Consider the following 13,964-nt stretch of genomic DNA (forward strand, 5'->3'; position numbering starts at 1 on the left):
CGGTTTCTCCCCAGTGGTGGGTCGGGTGTTACTTCGGGTTCGCGCCGGTGAGCGAGGGGATGCCCGCCGCGGCCTCGTGCAGGAGGACGTCGAGCGTCTCCAGGAACGGCCTGGAGCCCTCGTCGATCAGCCAGCTGAAGAACGCGGTCTTCACCGCGGACTCCACGATCGCCGCCATGAGCCGCGCGTTCAACGCGTTTTCCGGGCCCGCGCCCGCACGTTCCAGGATGGCGTCCGCCAGTACCTGTTCGACCTTGGCGTGCGCTTTGAGGAACTCGCCCTGCACGGACGGGTGCAAGAGCAGTGACCGCGCCAGCTCGACCGAGCCGCGATTCGGTTCGCCCAGGCTGCCGTAGGCTTCCACCGTCGCGGTACCGACAGCCTCCCACAGCGTCTCTTCCGAAGGCCGCGCGCGCAGCGCTTCCCGCAGGAGTTCCTGCCGTTCGACGATGAACGAGCAGATCGCCTCCTCTTTGCTGGAGAAGTAGTTGTTGAACGTGCGGGGTGAGACCCCGACGGCGGTGGCGATGTCCTCGACACGAACCTGCTCGACACCCTTCTCCATGGCGAGTTTCAATGCCGCCTCGCTCATGGCGCGACGGGCCGCGCGCTTCTTGCGTTCGCGCAGCCCGAGAGGCGCGGTCGGGTCGGAGGCCATGCGCTCAGCCTAGGGAAAAGTTGCGGGGCGCGCAAATTAATGCGCACCCCGCACTTTTTGCGCATCCTCCGTGGCGCGAAACACTCAGATGCAGCCGAATGGCCTAGCGCGCCCCGCTCACCAGCCGTAACGCGTTCGTGACCACGTCACTGCCAGCGGTTGAACGGAAACCGACTGTGGACACGGATAGTGACTTCTGCTTGCATGGCCGTCGTTGTGCTGGGGAGTGCGACACGGGTCCGGGTATGCGAAGAGAAAGAAGTGGAAGCACATGGTGACGCGGGCTCGAGGCTTGCTTGACCGCTCACGGGTTCTTCTGGACCGTTCCAGGGTCGCCGCGGCGCAGTTCCTCGCCGCACCGCCCCGGCACGCTCCGTCGGCTCCGCCGGTCGAACCGGCGGTGGAACAACGGCCTGCCGTGGAGGCACCGGACGCCGGTGCGCTCGCCGGGGTCTGTTCGAATGTCGCGCTGCGCGACCTCAATCTGCTCGACCAGTTGCTCGCGCAACTGGAGACGATGGAGGCGGGGGAGGAGAACTCCGACCGCCTCGCCGAGCTCTACCGCCTCGACCACCTGGCGACCCGGTTGCGTCGCAACGCCGAGAACCTGCGTGTCCTCGCCGGCCGCGACGCCGACGACACGACCGCCGGGATCTCGTCCGTGCTCGACGTGATGCGGGCCGCGATGTCGTCGATCGACCACTACTCGCGGATCACGATCGGGCGTGTCGTTTCGCTCGGCGTCGTCGGCTTCGCCGCCGAAGACGTCAGCCGGATCCTCGCGGAGCTGTTCGACAACGCGGCGAACCAGTCTTCGCCGAGTTCGCCGGTCAGTGTCAGCGCGCATCTCACCGAACAGGGAAGCGTGCTGATCCGCATCGAGGACGAGGGCATCGGCATGCCGCCCGAACGCCTCGCGGCGCTGAACGAGCGGCTGGCGGCCGGTCCGGTGCTCGACGACGATTCCGTGCGGCATATGGGACTCGCGGTCGTCGGCAGGCTCGCCGACCGGCACGAGATCACCGTCAAGCTCGACCGCCGTACCCCGCACGGCACGGTCGCGACCGTGCTGCTGCCGGTCCCGGTGGTGTCGGAACTGGCCGAGAAGCAGTGGTCCGGTTCGCAGACCGTCGTGCTGCCGCAGGCCAGGATCACCAACGGCGCGCCCGTCGGAACCCCGGTCGCCACCCCGTCCGGACTGCCGCGCCGCCGCCCGGCTCCTTCCGCGGCACCGGAACCGGAACGGAAGCCCAGCCCGCGTCCGCGCACGGCCTTCCAGCCGCCCGCCGACGGCGGCACCACGGCCAGCGGCCTTCCGCGCCGGGTTTCCCGCAGTATCAGGACCTTGCCCGACGAACCGGCCCCGCCGACCACCCCGTCCGCCGACGCGGCGGACGGGCACGAGGCGCTGCTGGCCGACCTCGATGCCTTCAGCGACGGCGAGCGTGCCGCCCTCGACGACCGGCACGAGCGTGAGACCGGAGGAAACACCCAGTGACCGCCCAGGACGCGACCACGGATTTCACGTGGTTGCTCGACGACTTCGTGCGCAAGGTGCACGGTGCCAGCCACGCGCTGATCATGTCCGTCGACGGTTTCCCTTTGACCGCTTCGGAATCGGTGTCGAGCGACGACGCCGAGCAGCTCGCGGCCATCGCGAGCGGTCTGCTCAGCCTCGCGGGCAACAGTGCCGCGCTGTTCGGCAAGGGCAACTGCGAGCAGATCATCATCCGGCTCACCCGCGGGTACTTCCTGTTCATGGGAATCGGTGCCGAGGCGGGGCTGGCGGTGCTCACCGAACCGGACTGCGACATGAAGGTCGTCGCCTACGAGATGACCCAGTTCATCACCAACGCCGGTCACGCCCTCACCCCCGAGGTGCGAGCGGGACTCCGGCAGGTCCTGACCGCCCGACGGCCGCAGGCCTGAGAATCCGGAGAAGGAAGGGATGACCGTGTCCAGCGACCAATCTCCGGACCGGCCGGTCAAGATGCGCAGCCGCAGAATCCGGCCGTACGCGCTGACCGGCGGCCGGACCAAGAGCAGCCAGCTGCTGCTGGTGGAGACCCTGATCTCGGTCCCGCGTTACGACCCGTCACTGGCGGAGGCGCTGATGCCCGAATCGCGCGCCCTGTACGAGCGCGCCCGGGATCGCTCGTCGATCGCCGAGCTCTCGGTGGGACTGGATCTGCCACTGGGCGTGGTCCGGGTGCTCATCGGCGACCTCGCCACCCAGGGCGCCGTCTTCGTGCACCCGACGGCCCACGCCTACAACCACGATACGAACGTGCTCGAGAGGATCCTCGATGGACTCAAGCGCCTCCCGGTCTGACCCCAGTCTGCTGGCGATTTCCGCCAAGATCGTGGTCGCCGGTGGATTCGGCGTGGGCAAGACGACCTTCGTCGGCTCCGTCTCCGAGGTCCCGCCACTGAGCAACGAGGCCTGGATGACCGAGGCCGGGGCCGGTGTCGACGAGCTGGTGCCGCCCGGAACCAAATCCACCACCACGGTCGCGATGGACTTCGGCCGGATCACCCTGCGTGACGACCTGCTCCTGTACCTGTTCGGCACCCCCGGTCAGGCCCGGTTCTGGTTCCTCTGGGACGACCTCTCGCGCGGCGCGCTCGGCGCCGTCGTGCTGGTCGACACCAGCCGGATCGACCAGTCGTTCGCCGCGATCAACTACTTCGAGAACGACTCCGAGCTGCCGTTCATCGTCGCGGTGAACCAGTTCGAGGGCATGCCGGTGCACGACCTCGAAGAGGTGCGCGACGCGCTGGCACTGTCCCCGGACATCCCGCTGGTCACCTGTGACGCCCGCGACCCGAAGTCGGCGGTCGCGACGCTGCAGGAACTGGTGTCGCACACGCTGTCTCTCGCGGTGGTCTCCGGATCCGGCCGCGAGTTCGCTTCACTCAGCTGAACGGTTCTGGGAGGAACGTCGAGGATGCGCAAGGTTCTGATCGTCGGTGCCGGGCAGTCGGGGTTGCAGCTGGCCTTGAGCCTGCTCGCCCACGACTACGACGTCACGGTGATGTCGGCGCGGACGCCGGACGAGATCCGGTCCGGCAAGGTGATGTCGACCCAGTGCATGTTCCACTCCGCTCTGCAGCACGAGCGGGACCACAAGCTGAACCTGTGGGAGGAAGAGACCGTCAAGGTCGAAGGGCTCGGCGTTTCGATCGCCGGCCCCGATTCCAGCCGGGTACTGGACTGGTTCGGGCCGTTGGAGCACTACGCCCAGTCGGTCGACCAGCGGGTGAAGATGGCCGCCTGGCTGGAGCTGGTGGAGGATCGCGGCGGCAAGGTCGTCATCCACGGCGTCACGACGTCGGACCTGGCGCCGCTGGCCAAGCTGTACGACCTGGTCGTCATCGCGGCGGGCAAGGGTGAGCTGGTCCAGCTGTTCGACCGGATCCCGGAGCGTTCGCCGTACACCGAACCCCAGCGCGCGCTTTCGCTGGCGTACGTGCACGGACTCGAGCGACGGCCCGAGCATCCGGACAAGGCGGCGGTGCGGTTCAACATCATCCCCGGCGTGGGCGAGCTGTTCATGATCCCCGCGTACACGCTGAGCGGGAACTGCGACATCCTGTTCTTCGAGGGCGTCCCCGGCGGCCCGCTCGACTGCTGGGACGACCGGCCGTCGCCGCAGCAGCATCTCGACCGGATCCTGTCATTGATGAAGCAGTTCCTCCCGTGGGAGTACGAGCGGTCCCGGAACGCCGTGCTGACCGACGACAAGGCGACGCTGGCGGGCGGATACACGCCCGTGGTGCGGAACGCGGTCGGCAAGCTGGACTCGGGGACCGCGGTGCTCGGCATGGCCGACGTCGTGGTGGCCAACGACCCGATCACCGGGCAGGGTTCCAACAACGCGAGCCACTGCGCGGCGTCCTATCTGGACTCGATCCTCGAACGCGGCGACAAGCCGTTCGACGAGGAGTGGATGTCCGCGTCGTTCGAGAAGTACTGGGAGTACGCCCAGCACGTGACGACCTGGACCAACGCGATGCTGCAGCCGCCGCCCCCGCATGTGCTCCAGATCATCGGCGCGGCGGGGGAGAAGCCCGCCGTGGCGAAGCGGTTCGCGAACGGGTTCTCCGATCCGACCGATTTCCAGCACTGGTTCCTGGACCCCGCGAAAGCCGAGAAATACCTGGCCGAGGTCTGATTCCGGCATGACGACAGTCCCGCGATCGGGTTCGCGGGGCTGTCGCGGTGCGCCGTTTCGGGCTACCGTGGTCACCGTGTGTGAGTACGGTCGGTGACGGCAGCGGAGGTGCGGCTCGATGCGTTCGATGTGGAAGGGCTCGGTGTCCTTCGGGCTGGTGAGCATCCCGATCCAGCTGTACGCGGCCACCGAGAACAAGAACGTCTCGCTGCGCCAGGTGCACGAGGCCGACGGCGGCCGGATCCAGTACAAGCGGTTCTGCACGATCGACGGCGAGGAAGTGCCCTACGCCGAGATCGCCAAGGGCTACGAACTGCCCGACGGCGAGATGGTCGTGCTCACCGACGAGGACATGTCCGAGCTGCCGCTGGCGTCGTCGCGGGCCATCGACGTGCTCGAGTTCGTGCCGCTGGAGTCCATCGACCCGATCCAGTTCGACAAGACCTACTACCTCGAACCGCAGAAGAACGCCGTCAAACCGTACGTGGTCCTGCGTGACGCGCTGCAGAAGGCGAGTCACGTGGCGGTCGCGAAGGTCGCCATCCGGCAGCGGGAGACGCTCGCGATCCTGCGGGTCCACAGCGACGTCCTGACGATGACGACGATGTTGTGGCCCGACGAGGTCCGCGTACCGGATTTCGGGTTCCTGCACGAGGATCCGCCGCAGGTGCGGCCGCAGGAGCTGACGATGGCGGGGTCGCTGATCGACTCGCTCTCGGAGCCCGTCTTCGAGCAGGAGAAGTACAGCGATTCCTACCGTGAGGCCCTGGAAGCCATGATCGAGGCCAAGGCCGCGGGAAACCAGACGACGAAACCGAAGGTCGTCGGCGCGAAGGCCGACGTCGTCGACCTCATGGAGGCTTTGCAGGCCAGCGTGAGCGAGGCGAAGAAGAGCCGCAAGCCCGCAGCGGCCAAGAAGGCCACCGCGGCCAAGAAGGCCACCGCGGCCAAGAAACCGGCGTCGGGCAAGCGAACCCCGAAGAGCGCCTGACTCTCCTTTGTGGACGGTTGTGCCCGGTGTCACCGCACCGGGTGTCACGACACGCCGCGCGTATGCCAGGATCTGTCGTCCCTCGGTGGTAGTAAGGCAATCGAGGAGAACTTTTCCGAAGCGATCTTCGATTCGATCGCGGGAGGCGGCATGAACATGGAGTGCGCGTTCTGCGCCGGCGGACTCGACCACTGCCACGGGACCCTGGTGGTCCACGTCGACGGTGGTTTCAGTGAATGCAGCGAAGACGGCTGCGTCGATCTCGACTTCTCCCGGCACACGCTGACGATCGACTGTTTCGACGTCGATGGAGGCTGCTCGTGCGCGGAGGTGTCGGCCCAGCTGCTGCTACGGGCTTCTTGACCGGCGGCCAATACATCAGTCCGGCCTGATTCGGGCGATCGTGCCCGATTCCCACTCGAAGGTGTATGCGTTCGTGTACATCGCGGCCGGGAATGTGTTAACTATGACGGGGTCCTCCGGCTCTCCCTCCCCCTCGGAGCCGGGGGACCCCTTCATGTCACGGTGCTTCTTTGGCGGTGTCGTGGATCGGCGCCCCGTTGCAGGAGCGTACGGCCTCCCACACGCCGTCCCCGTCCGCGTAGTCACGGGCGGGCAGCGTGCCCAAGGGGCCCAGGATGTCGTCGCCCGCTCCGGCCGCCGCCGCGGCCCGCAGGAGTTCGTCTCGTCCACACGGGTACTTCGCCTCGGTCAAGTACGGGCGAGGGTCCGTCCCAGCCATCGGCTCTCCCTCCTTCGCCTTGTCCGGGGCGGATACCCGGCAGGCGGAGAACGAAAACGGCCCGGGCACCCGGCGTGAGGGGAACGCCGGGTGCCCGGGCCGTTTTTCAGCGCCGGTACCGGGGGCTTGGTACCGGTTCGGTCCGGTGCTCAGTACCAGTGGGCGCGACCGCCGATGGCCTTCCCGGTGTTCCCGAGAACGGCCAGGATGATGCCGATGACCGCCAGCGCGATCCCGATCGAGTACAAGACGGGGATGCTGGCGATGACACCGACGACAATCAGGATGACGCCGAGAATGATCACGGGAACACCTTCTCCTTCGTAGTCGCCCGGCTCACGTGCTGCCGGGGTGTGGCTACTTGAGGGATTCCCGCCCTCACCGGAGGGAAACAGGGCCATCCGGCCGAAGTTTTCACGCATTCGGCCTAACGTACGCCTGGCTCGTGAGTGGTAAGGACGGTTAGAACCGTCCTTACCACTCACGAAGCTGTCGGGCTCAGTACCGGTAGTGGTCCAGCTTGTACGGACCCTCGACGTCCACGCCGATGTACTCGGCCTGGCGCTTGGTCAGCTTCGTCAGCCGGACGCCCAGCGCGTCGAGGTGCAGGCGGGCCACCTTCTCGTCGAGGTGCTTCGGCAGCACGTGGACGTCGGTGGTGTACTCGCCCTGCTTCGTGAACAGCTCGATCTGCGCGATCGTCTGGTTGGTGAAGGAGTTCGACATCACGAAGCTCGGGTGGCCGGTCGCGTTCCCGAGGTTCATCAGCCTGCCCTCGGACAGCACGATGATCGAGTGCGCCTCGCGGTCCGCCGTGGCGGGGAAGACCCACTCGTGCACCTGCGGCTTGATCTCGATCTTCTGGATGCCCGGGATCTTCGCGAGGCCGGCCATGTCGATCTCGTTGTCGAAGTGCCCGACGTTGGCGACGATCGCGTTGTGCTTCATCTTGGCCATCTGGTCGGCCATGATGATGTCGAAGTTGCCGGTGGTGGTGATGAAGATGTCGCCGCGCCCGACGACGTCGTCGAGCTCCACGACGTCGAGGCCCTCCATCGCCGCCTGGAGCGCGCAGATCGGGTCGATCTCGGTGACGACCACGCGGGCACCCTGGCCGCGCAGCGATTCCACGGCGCCCTTGCCGACGTCGCCGTAGCCGCAGACCACTGCGACCTTGCCCGCGATCATCACGTCGGTCCCGCGGTTGAGACCGTCGATGAGCGAGTGGCGGATGCCGTACTTGTTGTCGAACTTCGACTTCGTCACCGAGTCGTTCACGTTCATCGCCGGGAAGAGCAGCTCGCCCTCCTTGGCGAGCTTGTAGAGCCGCTTGACGCCGTTGGTGGTCTCCTCGGTGACCCCGCGGACCTCCTTGGCGATGCGGGTGAACCGGCTGGTGTCGCGGCCGAGGCTCTCGCGCAGGGTTTCCAGCACGAGGTGGTATTCCTCGGGGTCTTCCTCGGTCGCCTGCGGAACGGCGCCGGCGGCCTCGAACTCGACTCCCTTGTGGATCAGCAGGGTCGCGTCACCGCCGTCGTCCAGGATCATGTTCGGGAGGCGGCCGTCGCCGAAGTCGAAGAGCTGGTCGGTGCACCACCAGTACTCGGCGAGCGTCTCGCCCTTCCACGCGAACACCGGAGAACCCGACGGCTGCTCCACGGTGCCGTTCGGGCCGACGACGACGGCCGCGGCCGCCTCGTCCTGCGTGGAGAAGATGTTGCAGGACACCCAGCGCACCTCGGCGCCCAGCGCGACGAGCGTCTCGATCAGCACGGCGGTCTGCACGGTCATGTGCAGCGAACCCGCGACCCGCGCGCCCTTCAGCGGCTGGGAGTCGGCATATTCGCGGCGCAGCGCCATCAAACCGGGCATCTCGACCTCGGCGAGGCGCAGCTGCTTGCGGCCGGCCTCGGCGAGGGAAAGGTCGGCGACGGCGAATTCGATCCCGTTGACCTTGGACAGGGTCGGGCTCATGGGTGCTCCAATCATCAAGGAAGGCAGGGCAAAGCGGTCCTCTTCGCCGGTGGCGGGAAGGACGGGGTCACCGCGGGGGTTTCAGTGCTCGGCCTCGAAGGCCGGAAAAGGGTTCAGACGCAACAAAGGCACCTCCACAGTGGGAGGCGCCCTTACGTCTGTCGCAGCGGGCCGAGCGTGGCGGAAGAATTCCGTCGCAGCGCCTCTCGACCCGCAACCAGGATGGCAAAGCGCCGCGAGCGCTGTCAAGGCGACACGGATCGCTCCGCAGGGGAGAGGAATTCGGCACGGACGCCCAGCAGCCGGACCGGTCTGCCGAGGTCGAACATGCCGAGCACGGCCAGCGCCGCCTTCTCGATTTTGGCCGGGTCCGAGGTCCGTTCGGGCAGGGTCACGCTGTGGGTATGGGTCTGGAAGGGAGCGAACCGGACCTTGACCGCGACCCGCGCGGCGGGCCTGCCCTCCTCGGCGACGTCCAGTGAGACGCGTTTCGCCAGTGCGACGACCTCCGCGGCCATGGCCCCGGGATCGGTGATGTTCTGCTGAAAGGTCGTCTCGCGGCTACGGGATCGCGCGACGTACGGCGTCGCGGTGACCTCGGCGTCGCCGATTCCGCCGGCGAGGATCCGGTACCAAGGGCCGAGCTTCGGGCCGAACCGGGCCGCGAGGTCCGCCGGATCGGCGCCCGCCAGCTCCAGCACGGTGTGGTAGCCGGCCTCGGCGAGCTTCTTCGTGGTCTTGGTGCCGATGCCCCACAGGGCGTCCGTCGGCCGCTCGGCCATGACGTCCCACCAGTTGTCCCGCACGAGCCGGAAGATCCCCGCCGGCTTGGCGAATCCGGTGGCGAGTTTGGCGCGCAGCTTGTTGTCCCCGATACCGACGGAGCAGGAGAGCCCGGTTTCCTCGGCCACCGCCAGCCGGATGTCGGCGGCGAGTGTTTCGGGGTCGTCGGTGGTGACGCCGAGGAATGCTTCGTCCCAGCCGAGCACTTCGACGACCACGGGGAATTCCCGCAGTGTCGCCATCACCCGGTCGGAGACCTCTTGGTACGCGGGGGCGTCCGTGGCGAGGAAGATCGCGTCAGGGCAGCGTTTCGCGGCGGTTCGCAGGGGCATGCCGGACCGGATGCCGAACTCCCGTGCTTCGTACGAGGCCGTCGCCACCACGGCCCGCTCCGCGGGATCGCCCGTGCCGCCGACGATGACGGGCTTACCGCGCAGCTCAGGCCGCCGGGCGACCTCGACCGCCGCGATGAACTGGTCGAGGTCGACGTGAAGTATCCACTCCCCGGCGGCCATGAACCGAGCTTAGGACCGTTCGGCGATCTCGTCGCGCATCCGCTGCTCGTTCTCCTGCAGTTCCGGGGTGAAGTTCTCGCCGAAGTCCTCGGCTTCGAGGATCTTGCGGATCTCGAGCACGGTGTCGCCGGTCGGGGGAGTGGGGCACCGCTTGGCCCACTCGATCGCTTCGGCGCGCGAAGGGACGTCGACGATCCAGAAGCCGCCGACGAGTTCCTTGGCTTCGGTGAACGGGCCATCGGTGACGGTGGCCCCGGCCGGGGTGAGCGTGACCCGTGCGCCCTTCGAACTTTCCTGGAGGCCTTCGCCGCCGACCAGCACCCCGGCGTCGAGCATCTCCTGGTTGAACTTCGCCATGGCGGTCAAAGCCTCCATCGGCGGCAGCTTCCCGGCCTCGGAATCCTCGTCCGCCTTGATGATGATCATGAAACGCATGCGTCTTCCTCCCAGTGAACCGGACGTATCGCCCGGACTCTACCGGCGGACGGGAAGACGATCAGGAACGCCCGAACCGGGAAAGGTGCGCGATCACCGCCGCGGTCACGGTGATCATCCCGGTCAGCAACAGGGCCGGGCTGTTCACCACGATGCCCAGCAGCATCAACATCCCCGCGGTGATGTCGAGGCTGAGAAGGAGGGCCAGGCGGAGCAGCGGGGGCTGGGCGGGCCTGCCGGACCGCAGCCGGGCGGCCAAGGCCGGCTCGGTGAGCTCGAACCAACGCTCGATCTTCTCCAGCTCTTGCCGATCGTGATGGCTCAGCATCGGTTTCTCCTTCGGCGCGCCCAGGCCGTCGACATCCACGGAATACCCAGGAGCAGGGCCGGATAAGCATCGAATTTCCCCGCGCTTCGTATAACGACCTATACGGCTCGGGAGCAAAGATCCTTCGGGGAGCTAACCATTGCGCCATTGGGGGGTTTCGGCACGCTGAAAGATCGTCAAGGAGGAAGGCGCTCGGTAGTTTCCCGCTTGTGGCCAGGGCGGCCGCGGGCTGTGCCTTCTGGGAGGACGCGAGCGATGACCATCCCCACTGAACCGATCGGCAGTATTCCCCGCCCCGGCTACCTCATCGAAGCGCTCGGTGAGCACGCGGCCGGACGGCTCGACGCCGACGGACTCGGCGAGTCGCGGGAAAAAGCTCTCGTGGAGACGATCAAGCGACTGGAGGAGACCGGCTCGCCGGTCATCACCGACGGCGAGCAGGGCAAGCCGAGTTTCGCCACGTATCCCTTGGCGGGCCTCACTTCGCTGGCGCCCGACGGCGTCGTCATCCCGTTCGCCGACGGGCACACCCGGCAGCTTCCGAGGCTGACCTCCGGGCCGTTCCGCTATCAAACCTACGCCGACGCCTATCTGCGCGAAGCCAAGAAGTACGCGACCCGGCCGGTGAAGCAGGCGGTGATCGCGGCTTCGGCGGTCAGTCTCGTCTATCCCGGTGAGGAATTGGCCGGATATGACAAGGATCAGTTCATCGCCGACCTGGTGAACGAGGCCGAGGCAGATATCCGCCGCAGTCTCGACGCGGGCGCGGACAGTGTCCAGATCGACTTCACCGAAGGCCGGTTGTCGTTGAAGCTCGATCCGTCCGGCGGGCTGCTGCGGTCCTTTGTGGATCTGAACAACACCGTACTGGACCGCTTCTCCGAGGAGGAGCGGGCGAAGATCGGCGTGCACACCTGCCCGGGTGGGGACCAGGACTCCGTGCACAGCCTGGATGTCGACTACGCCGAGCTGCTGCCGACGTTGTTCCGGTTGAAGGTGGGCAATGTCTACGTCCAGCTGGCCAGTGAGCCGGATCCCGAGCGGGCATTGCGGGTGATCGCCGAGCATGCTCGTCCGGAGCAGCGGGTCTTCGTCGGCGTGACCGACCCGATCGACCCGCGCGTCGAAACCGCCGAACAAGTCCGGGACCGGGTTCTCCAGGCGGCGCGGTACATTCCGCCGGACCGGCTGGGCACCTGTGACGACTGCGGTTTCTCGCCGTTCGCCGACGACACCTCGACGTCGCGGGAGATCGCGTTCGCCAAGATCGCCGCCCGTGTCGAAGGTACGCGCCTCGCCGCCGAAACCCTCTGACGTCGATTGATGGGCGCCTTCGGGTCAGTTCTGCACCGCGACCCGGATGCCGAGTCCGACCAGGAAGGTGCCCATCACCGCGTCCATCGTGCGCCGCACCCTGCCGGAGCTGAAGAACCTCCGCAGCGAACCCACCAGCGTCGCCAGGACGAAGGTCCAGACGACGGCCACCGTGGTGGCCAGCACGGCCAGCTGCAGGGTTTGCGCGGTCGAGGCCGAATGCGGGAGGAACTGCGGGATCAGCGCGAGAAAGAACATCGCGACCTTCGGGTTGAACAGGTTCGTGAGCAGCCCCTGCCGGAACGCCTCCTTGGGCGCGACGACGGGCGCCACCCTGTCCTTGAGCTCGCTGTAGTCGCCGCGGCGCACCGCCAGCCACGCCTTGACCCCGAGGAAGATCAGGTATCCGGCGCCGATCAGCTTCACCACGGTGAAGGCGATCGCCGACGCGGTGAGGATCGCCGCGACCCCGAGCGCGATCGCGACCACCCAGACGAAGACGCCGAGTGCGATACCGAGCCCGGCGGCGATCCCGGCCTTGCGCCCACCGAGGATCGCGCTGCGCGTCACGACCAGGAAATCCGGGCCCGGTGCCATCGCGCCGAGCAGGCAGATCAAGACGAACGAAAATGCGGTGGTCCCGGAGATCATCTTTCGATGCTATCCGGCTCGTCGATGTCCCTGGCCATGACGGCGCCCGGTACGTCGACGCCGTCGGGCGTCGTGACGGTCACCCGTTCGACTTCGGTGAAGCCGAACGACAGGTACAGCGGGACACCGGGCAGGGTCGCGGTCAGTGTCAGCGACGTGAAGCCCTCGGCCTTCGCCGCGAGACGACAGGACTCGAGTATCGCGCGTCCGAGCCCACGGCGTGTCCAGTCGCCGCGGACGAACATGGCGCGCACGCGCGCGGGCTCGGTGGCCGGATCGAGCGGACGGTCGTCGTCCGACGCGTCGCCGGCACCCGCGTGGGTCTTGTTGCGCCTGCTCCAGCCCCCGCAGGCGACGATCTCGCCGTCCGCCTCGTGCACGAAGTAGGTGCCGTCTTCGATCAACCGCAGGTCGAGACGCGCGATGTGGTCCGCCGCGCTCGCGGTCTGCCGTTCGTCGTAGAACCGGGGGAACAACTCGAGCACCGAGGCTCGCATCAGCGCCGCGATCGCGGGCGCGTCGGCGAGGGTGGCCGTCCGCTGCGGCGGTGTGTACGTCGTCATGGCGCGGAAGATAGTCAACGGCCGCGGCCCGGCCTATCGGATAATCACGTGATGATCACCGACGACGGCCGCGAGTTGTGGACCTCGGCGACCGGCCGGGGCGAACCGATCCTGTGCTGCCACGGCGGTCCCGGTCTGTGGGACATGTTCGGCACCCTCGATCTCGGTCCGCGGTTCCGGCTGATCCGGTGGGATCAGCGCGGTGCCGGGCGTTCGGAAGCGCGGGGCCCGTACACCCTCGAACGGATGGTCGCCGACGTCGACGCCGTCCGCGAGTGGCACGGCCTCGACCGCGTCCCGGTTCTCGGGCATTCGTGGGGTGCGCATCTCGGCCTCCTTTACGCGCTGGCGCGACCGGAACGGGTGAGCGCGCTCGTTTACGTGTCGGGTGTCGGCCTCGGCCATGAATGGCACGCGGAATTCAAGCGGAACTTCGAGCGAGTGGTGGGCGCGAAGCCTCGCGGCGAGGGCCGCGAACGCGCGATATGGCAGTGGACGGCCGATTTCGTGACCGACGGCGCGCGCCACGCCGAAGCGATGGCGACACCCTGGTTCCCGGTCAACTACGAAGCGAACACGGCGCTCAGCGAGGAGATGCGGACCGTGCCGGAGTCGGAGCTCGTCTCGGCCTGCGAGTCGCTGCGGGTGCCGACACTGATCGTGGACGGCATGGCCGACAACCGGCCCCGGTGGGCCGTCGACTCCTTGGAGCGGGCCCTGCCGTCGGTGAGGCGGGTGCGGTTCGAGAAGGTCGGGCACGTGCCGTGGCTGGAGGCGCCGGACGAGTTCCGGGCCGCGGTGACCGGCTTCCTGAGCGACCGCGGTGGGTCGTGAG

18 protein-coding genes are annotated in these 13,964 nt (G+C 67.5%); 9 read left to right on the plus strand and 9 right to left on the minus strand.

Annotated elements, in window-relative coordinates; all coding sequences use genetic code 11:
• Window positions 1-28: 28 nt before the first annotated feature.
• The gene (locus CVV72_RS06295; RefSeq protein WP_219151471.1) at window positions 29-658 is read right to left on the minus strand and encodes a TetR/AcrR family transcriptional regulator; all 630 of its coding nucleotides are present in this window, start codon (window positions 656-658) and stop codon (window positions 29-31) included.
• 271 nt (window positions 659-929) lie between these two features.
• Between CVV72_RS06295 and CVV72_RS06300 the strand changes: the two genes are divergently transcribed.
• The 7 genes from CVV72_RS06300 (at window position 930) to CVV72_RS06330 (ending at window position 6,187) form a co-directional block, all read left to right on the plus strand.
• Window positions 930-2,156: a sensor histidine kinase KdpD gene (locus CVV72_RS06300; protein WP_219151472.1), complete on the plus strand. Its 1,227-nt coding sequence runs from the start codon at window positions 930-932 to the stop codon at window positions 2,154-2,156.
• Window positions 2,153-2,587 carry a roadblock/LC7 domain-containing protein gene (locus CVV72_RS06305; protein WP_005159022.1) on the plus strand — a complete coding sequence of 145 codons (435 nt, stop codon included), beginning with the start codon at window positions 2,153-2,155 and terminating at the stop codon, window positions 2,585-2,587. The genes CVV72_RS06300 and CVV72_RS06305 overlap by 4 nt, the downstream gene beginning before the upstream one ends.
• A gap of 19 nt (window positions 2,588-2,606) precedes the next feature.
• Window positions 2,607-2,990 (plus strand): DUF742 domain-containing protein, encoded by a 384-nt coding sequence (locus CVV72_RS06310; protein WP_219151473.1) that lies wholly within the window; start codon window positions 2,607-2,609, stop codon window positions 2,988-2,990.
• A complete protein-coding gene (locus CVV72_RS06315; protein WP_219151474.1) occupies window positions 2,965-3,582 on the plus strand; it encodes an ATP/GTP-binding protein in 618 nt (205 codons plus the stop codon). Before CVV72_RS06310 ends, CVV72_RS06315 begins: the two co-directional genes overlap by 26 nt.
• Window positions 3,583-3,606: 24 nt before the next feature.
• Entirely contained in the window at window positions 3,607-4,833 is a 1,227-nt protein-coding gene (locus CVV72_RS06320; protein WP_034307723.1) for a styrene monooxygenase/indole monooxygenase family protein, read from the plus strand.
• A 118-nt stretch (window positions 4,834-4,951) separates the two neighbouring features.
• Window positions 4,952-5,824 carry a Ku protein gene (locus CVV72_RS06325; RefSeq protein WP_219151475.1) on the plus strand — a complete coding sequence of 291 codons (873 nt, stop codon included), beginning with the start codon at window positions 4,952-4,954 and terminating at the stop codon, window positions 5,822-5,824.
• 150 nt (window positions 5,825-5,974) lie between these two features.
• Window positions 5,975-6,187, plus strand: coding sequence for a hypothetical protein (locus tag CVV72_RS06330; RefSeq protein ID WP_219151476.1), 213 nt, complete (start codon window positions 5,975-5,977; stop codon window positions 6,185-6,187).
• A gap of 157 nt (window positions 6,188-6,344) precedes the next feature.
• Here the strand turns inward: CVV72_RS06330 and CVV72_RS06335 are convergent, their stop codons facing one another.
• The 6 genes from CVV72_RS06335 to CVV72_RS06360 all read right to left on the minus strand — a co-directional run bounded on the left by CVV72_RS06335 (window position 6,345) and on the right by CVV72_RS06360 (window position 10,601).
• The gene (locus CVV72_RS06335; RefSeq protein ID WP_219151477.1) at window positions 6,345-6,566 is read right to left on the minus strand and encodes a DUF2795 domain-containing protein; all 222 of its coding nucleotides are present in this window, start codon (window positions 6,564-6,566) and stop codon (window positions 6,345-6,347) included.
• A 149-nt stretch (window positions 6,567-6,715) separates the two neighbouring features.
• Window positions 6,716-6,988, minus strand: a complete 273-nt coding sequence (locus tag CVV72_RS41920) for a DUF6131 family protein (protein WP_219154436.1) — start codon at window positions 6,986-6,988, stop codon at window positions 6,716-6,718.
• A 76-nt stretch (window positions 6,989-7,064) separates the two neighbouring features.
• Entirely contained in the window at window positions 7,065-8,540 is a 1,476-nt protein-coding gene (gene ahcY / locus CVV72_RS06345) for an adenosylhomocysteinase (protein WP_219151478.1), read from the minus strand.
• Window positions 8,541-8,785: 245 nt separating this feature from the next.
• Window positions 8,786-9,838 (minus strand): DNA polymerase IV, encoded by a 1,053-nt coding sequence (locus tag CVV72_RS06350; RefSeq protein WP_219151479.1) that lies wholly within the window; start codon window positions 9,836-9,838, stop codon window positions 8,786-8,788.
• A gap of 9 nt (window positions 9,839-9,847) precedes the next feature.
• A complete protein-coding gene (locus CVV72_RS06355; RefSeq protein WP_219151480.1) occupies window positions 9,848-10,273 on the minus strand; it encodes a YciI family protein in 426 nt (141 codons plus the stop codon).
• A gap of 61 nt (window positions 10,274-10,334) precedes the next feature.
• Entirely contained in the window at window positions 10,335-10,601 is a 267-nt protein-coding gene (locus CVV72_RS06360) for a DUF3040 domain-containing protein (RefSeq protein WP_219151481.1), read from the minus strand.
• 255 nt (window positions 10,602-10,856) lie between these two features.
• Here CVV72_RS06360 and CVV72_RS06365 point away from each other — a divergent pair, with 255 nt between their 5' ends.
• The gene (locus CVV72_RS06365) at window positions 10,857-11,915 is read left to right on the plus strand and encodes a cobalamin-independent methionine synthase II family protein (RefSeq protein ID WP_219151482.1); all 1,059 of its coding nucleotides are present in this window, start codon (window positions 10,857-10,859) and stop codon (window positions 11,913-11,915) included.
• Window positions 11,916-11,939: 24 nt separating this feature from the next.
• Here CVV72_RS06365 and CVV72_RS06370 read toward each other — a convergent pair whose 3' ends face one another.
• Entirely contained in the window at window positions 11,940-12,566 is a 627-nt protein-coding gene (locus CVV72_RS06370) for a LysE family translocator (RefSeq protein WP_219151483.1), read from the minus strand.
• On the minus strand, window positions 12,563-13,129 hold the full coding sequence (locus CVV72_RS06375) for a GNAT family N-acetyltransferase (RefSeq protein ID WP_219151484.1): 567 nt from the start codon (window positions 13,127-13,129) through the stop codon (window positions 12,563-12,565). Before CVV72_RS06375 ends, CVV72_RS06370 begins: the two co-directional genes overlap by 4 nt.
• Window positions 13,130-13,180: 51 nt before the next feature.
• On the opposite strand from CVV72_RS06375, the gene CVV72_RS06380 reads away from it, so the two are divergent.
• Entirely contained in the window at window positions 13,181-13,963 is a 783-nt protein-coding gene (locus CVV72_RS06380) for an alpha/beta fold hydrolase (protein WP_219151485.1), read from the plus strand.
• Window position 13,964 lies beyond the last annotated feature (1 nt).

This window comes from Amycolatopsis sp. TNS106, from assembly GCF_019330265.1.
Lineage (GTDB): Bacteria > Actinomycetota > Actinomycetes > Mycobacteriales > Pseudonocardiaceae > Amycolatopsis > Amycolatopsis lurida.

Excerpts from the sequence above, each read along its gene's own strand:
- CVV72_RS06295 (WP_219151471.1), bottom strand. The coding sequence starts at position 658 with ATGGCCTCCGACCCGACCGCGCCTCTCGGGCTGCGCGAACGCAAGAAG.
- CVV72_RS06300 (WP_219151472.1), top strand. The coding sequence starts at position 930 with ATGGTGACGCGGGCTCGAGGCTTGCTTGACCGCTCACGGGTTCTTCTG.
- CVV72_RS06310 (WP_219151473.1), top strand. The coding sequence starts at position 2,607 with ATGACCGTGTCCAGCGACCAATCTCCGGACCGGCCGGTCAAGATGCGC.
- CVV72_RS06315 (WP_219151474.1), top strand. The coding sequence starts at position 2,965 with ATGGACTCAAGCGCCTCCCGGTCTGACCCCAGTCTGCTGGCGATTTCC.
- CVV72_RS06320 (WP_034307723.1), top strand. The coding sequence starts at position 3,607 with ATGCGCAAGGTTCTGATCGTCGGTGCCGGGCAGTCGGGGTTGCAGCTG.
- CVV72_RS06325 (WP_219151475.1), top strand. The coding sequence starts at position 4,952 with ATGCGTTCGATGTGGAAGGGCTCGGTGTCCTTCGGGCTGGTGAGCATC.
- CVV72_RS06330 (WP_219151476.1), top strand. The coding sequence starts at position 5,975 with ATGAACATGGAGTGCGCGTTCTGCGCCGGCGGACTCGACCACTGCCAC.
- CVV72_RS06335 (WP_219151477.1), bottom strand. The coding sequence starts at position 6,566 with ATGGCTGGGACGGACCCTCGCCCGTACTTGACCGAGGCGAAGTACCCG.
- CVV72_RS41920 (WP_219154436.1), bottom strand. The coding sequence starts at position 6,988 with ATGCGTGAAAACTTCGGCCGGATGGCCCTGTTTCCCTCCGGTGAGGGC.
- ahcY (WP_219151478.1), bottom strand. The coding sequence starts at position 8,540 with ATGAGCCCGACCCTGTCCAAGGTCAACGGGATCGAATTCGCCGTCGCC.
- CVV72_RS06350 (WP_219151479.1), bottom strand. The coding sequence starts at position 9,838 with ATGGCCGCCGGGGAGTGGATACTTCACGTCGACCTCGACCAGTTCATC.
- CVV72_RS06355 (WP_219151480.1), bottom strand. The coding sequence starts at position 10,273 with ATGCGTTTCATGATCATCATCAAGGCGGACGAGGATTCCGAGGCCGGG.
- CVV72_RS06360 (WP_219151481.1), bottom strand. The coding sequence starts at position 10,601 with ATGCTGAGCCATCACGATCGGCAAGAGCTGGAGAAGATCGAGCGTTGG.
- CVV72_RS06365 (WP_219151482.1), top strand. The coding sequence starts at position 10,857 with ATGACCATCCCCACTGAACCGATCGGCAGTATTCCCCGCCCCGGCTAC.
- CVV72_RS06370 (WP_219151483.1), bottom strand. The coding sequence starts at position 12,566 with ATGATCTCCGGGACCACCGCATTTTCGTTCGTCTTGATCTGCCTGCTC.
- CVV72_RS06375 (WP_219151484.1), bottom strand. The coding sequence starts at position 13,129 with ATGACGACGTACACACCGCCGCAGCGGACGGCCACCCTCGCCGACGCG.
- CVV72_RS06380 (WP_219151485.1), top strand. The coding sequence starts at position 13,181 with ATGATCACCGACGACGGCCGCGAGTTGTGGACCTCGGCGACCGGCCGG.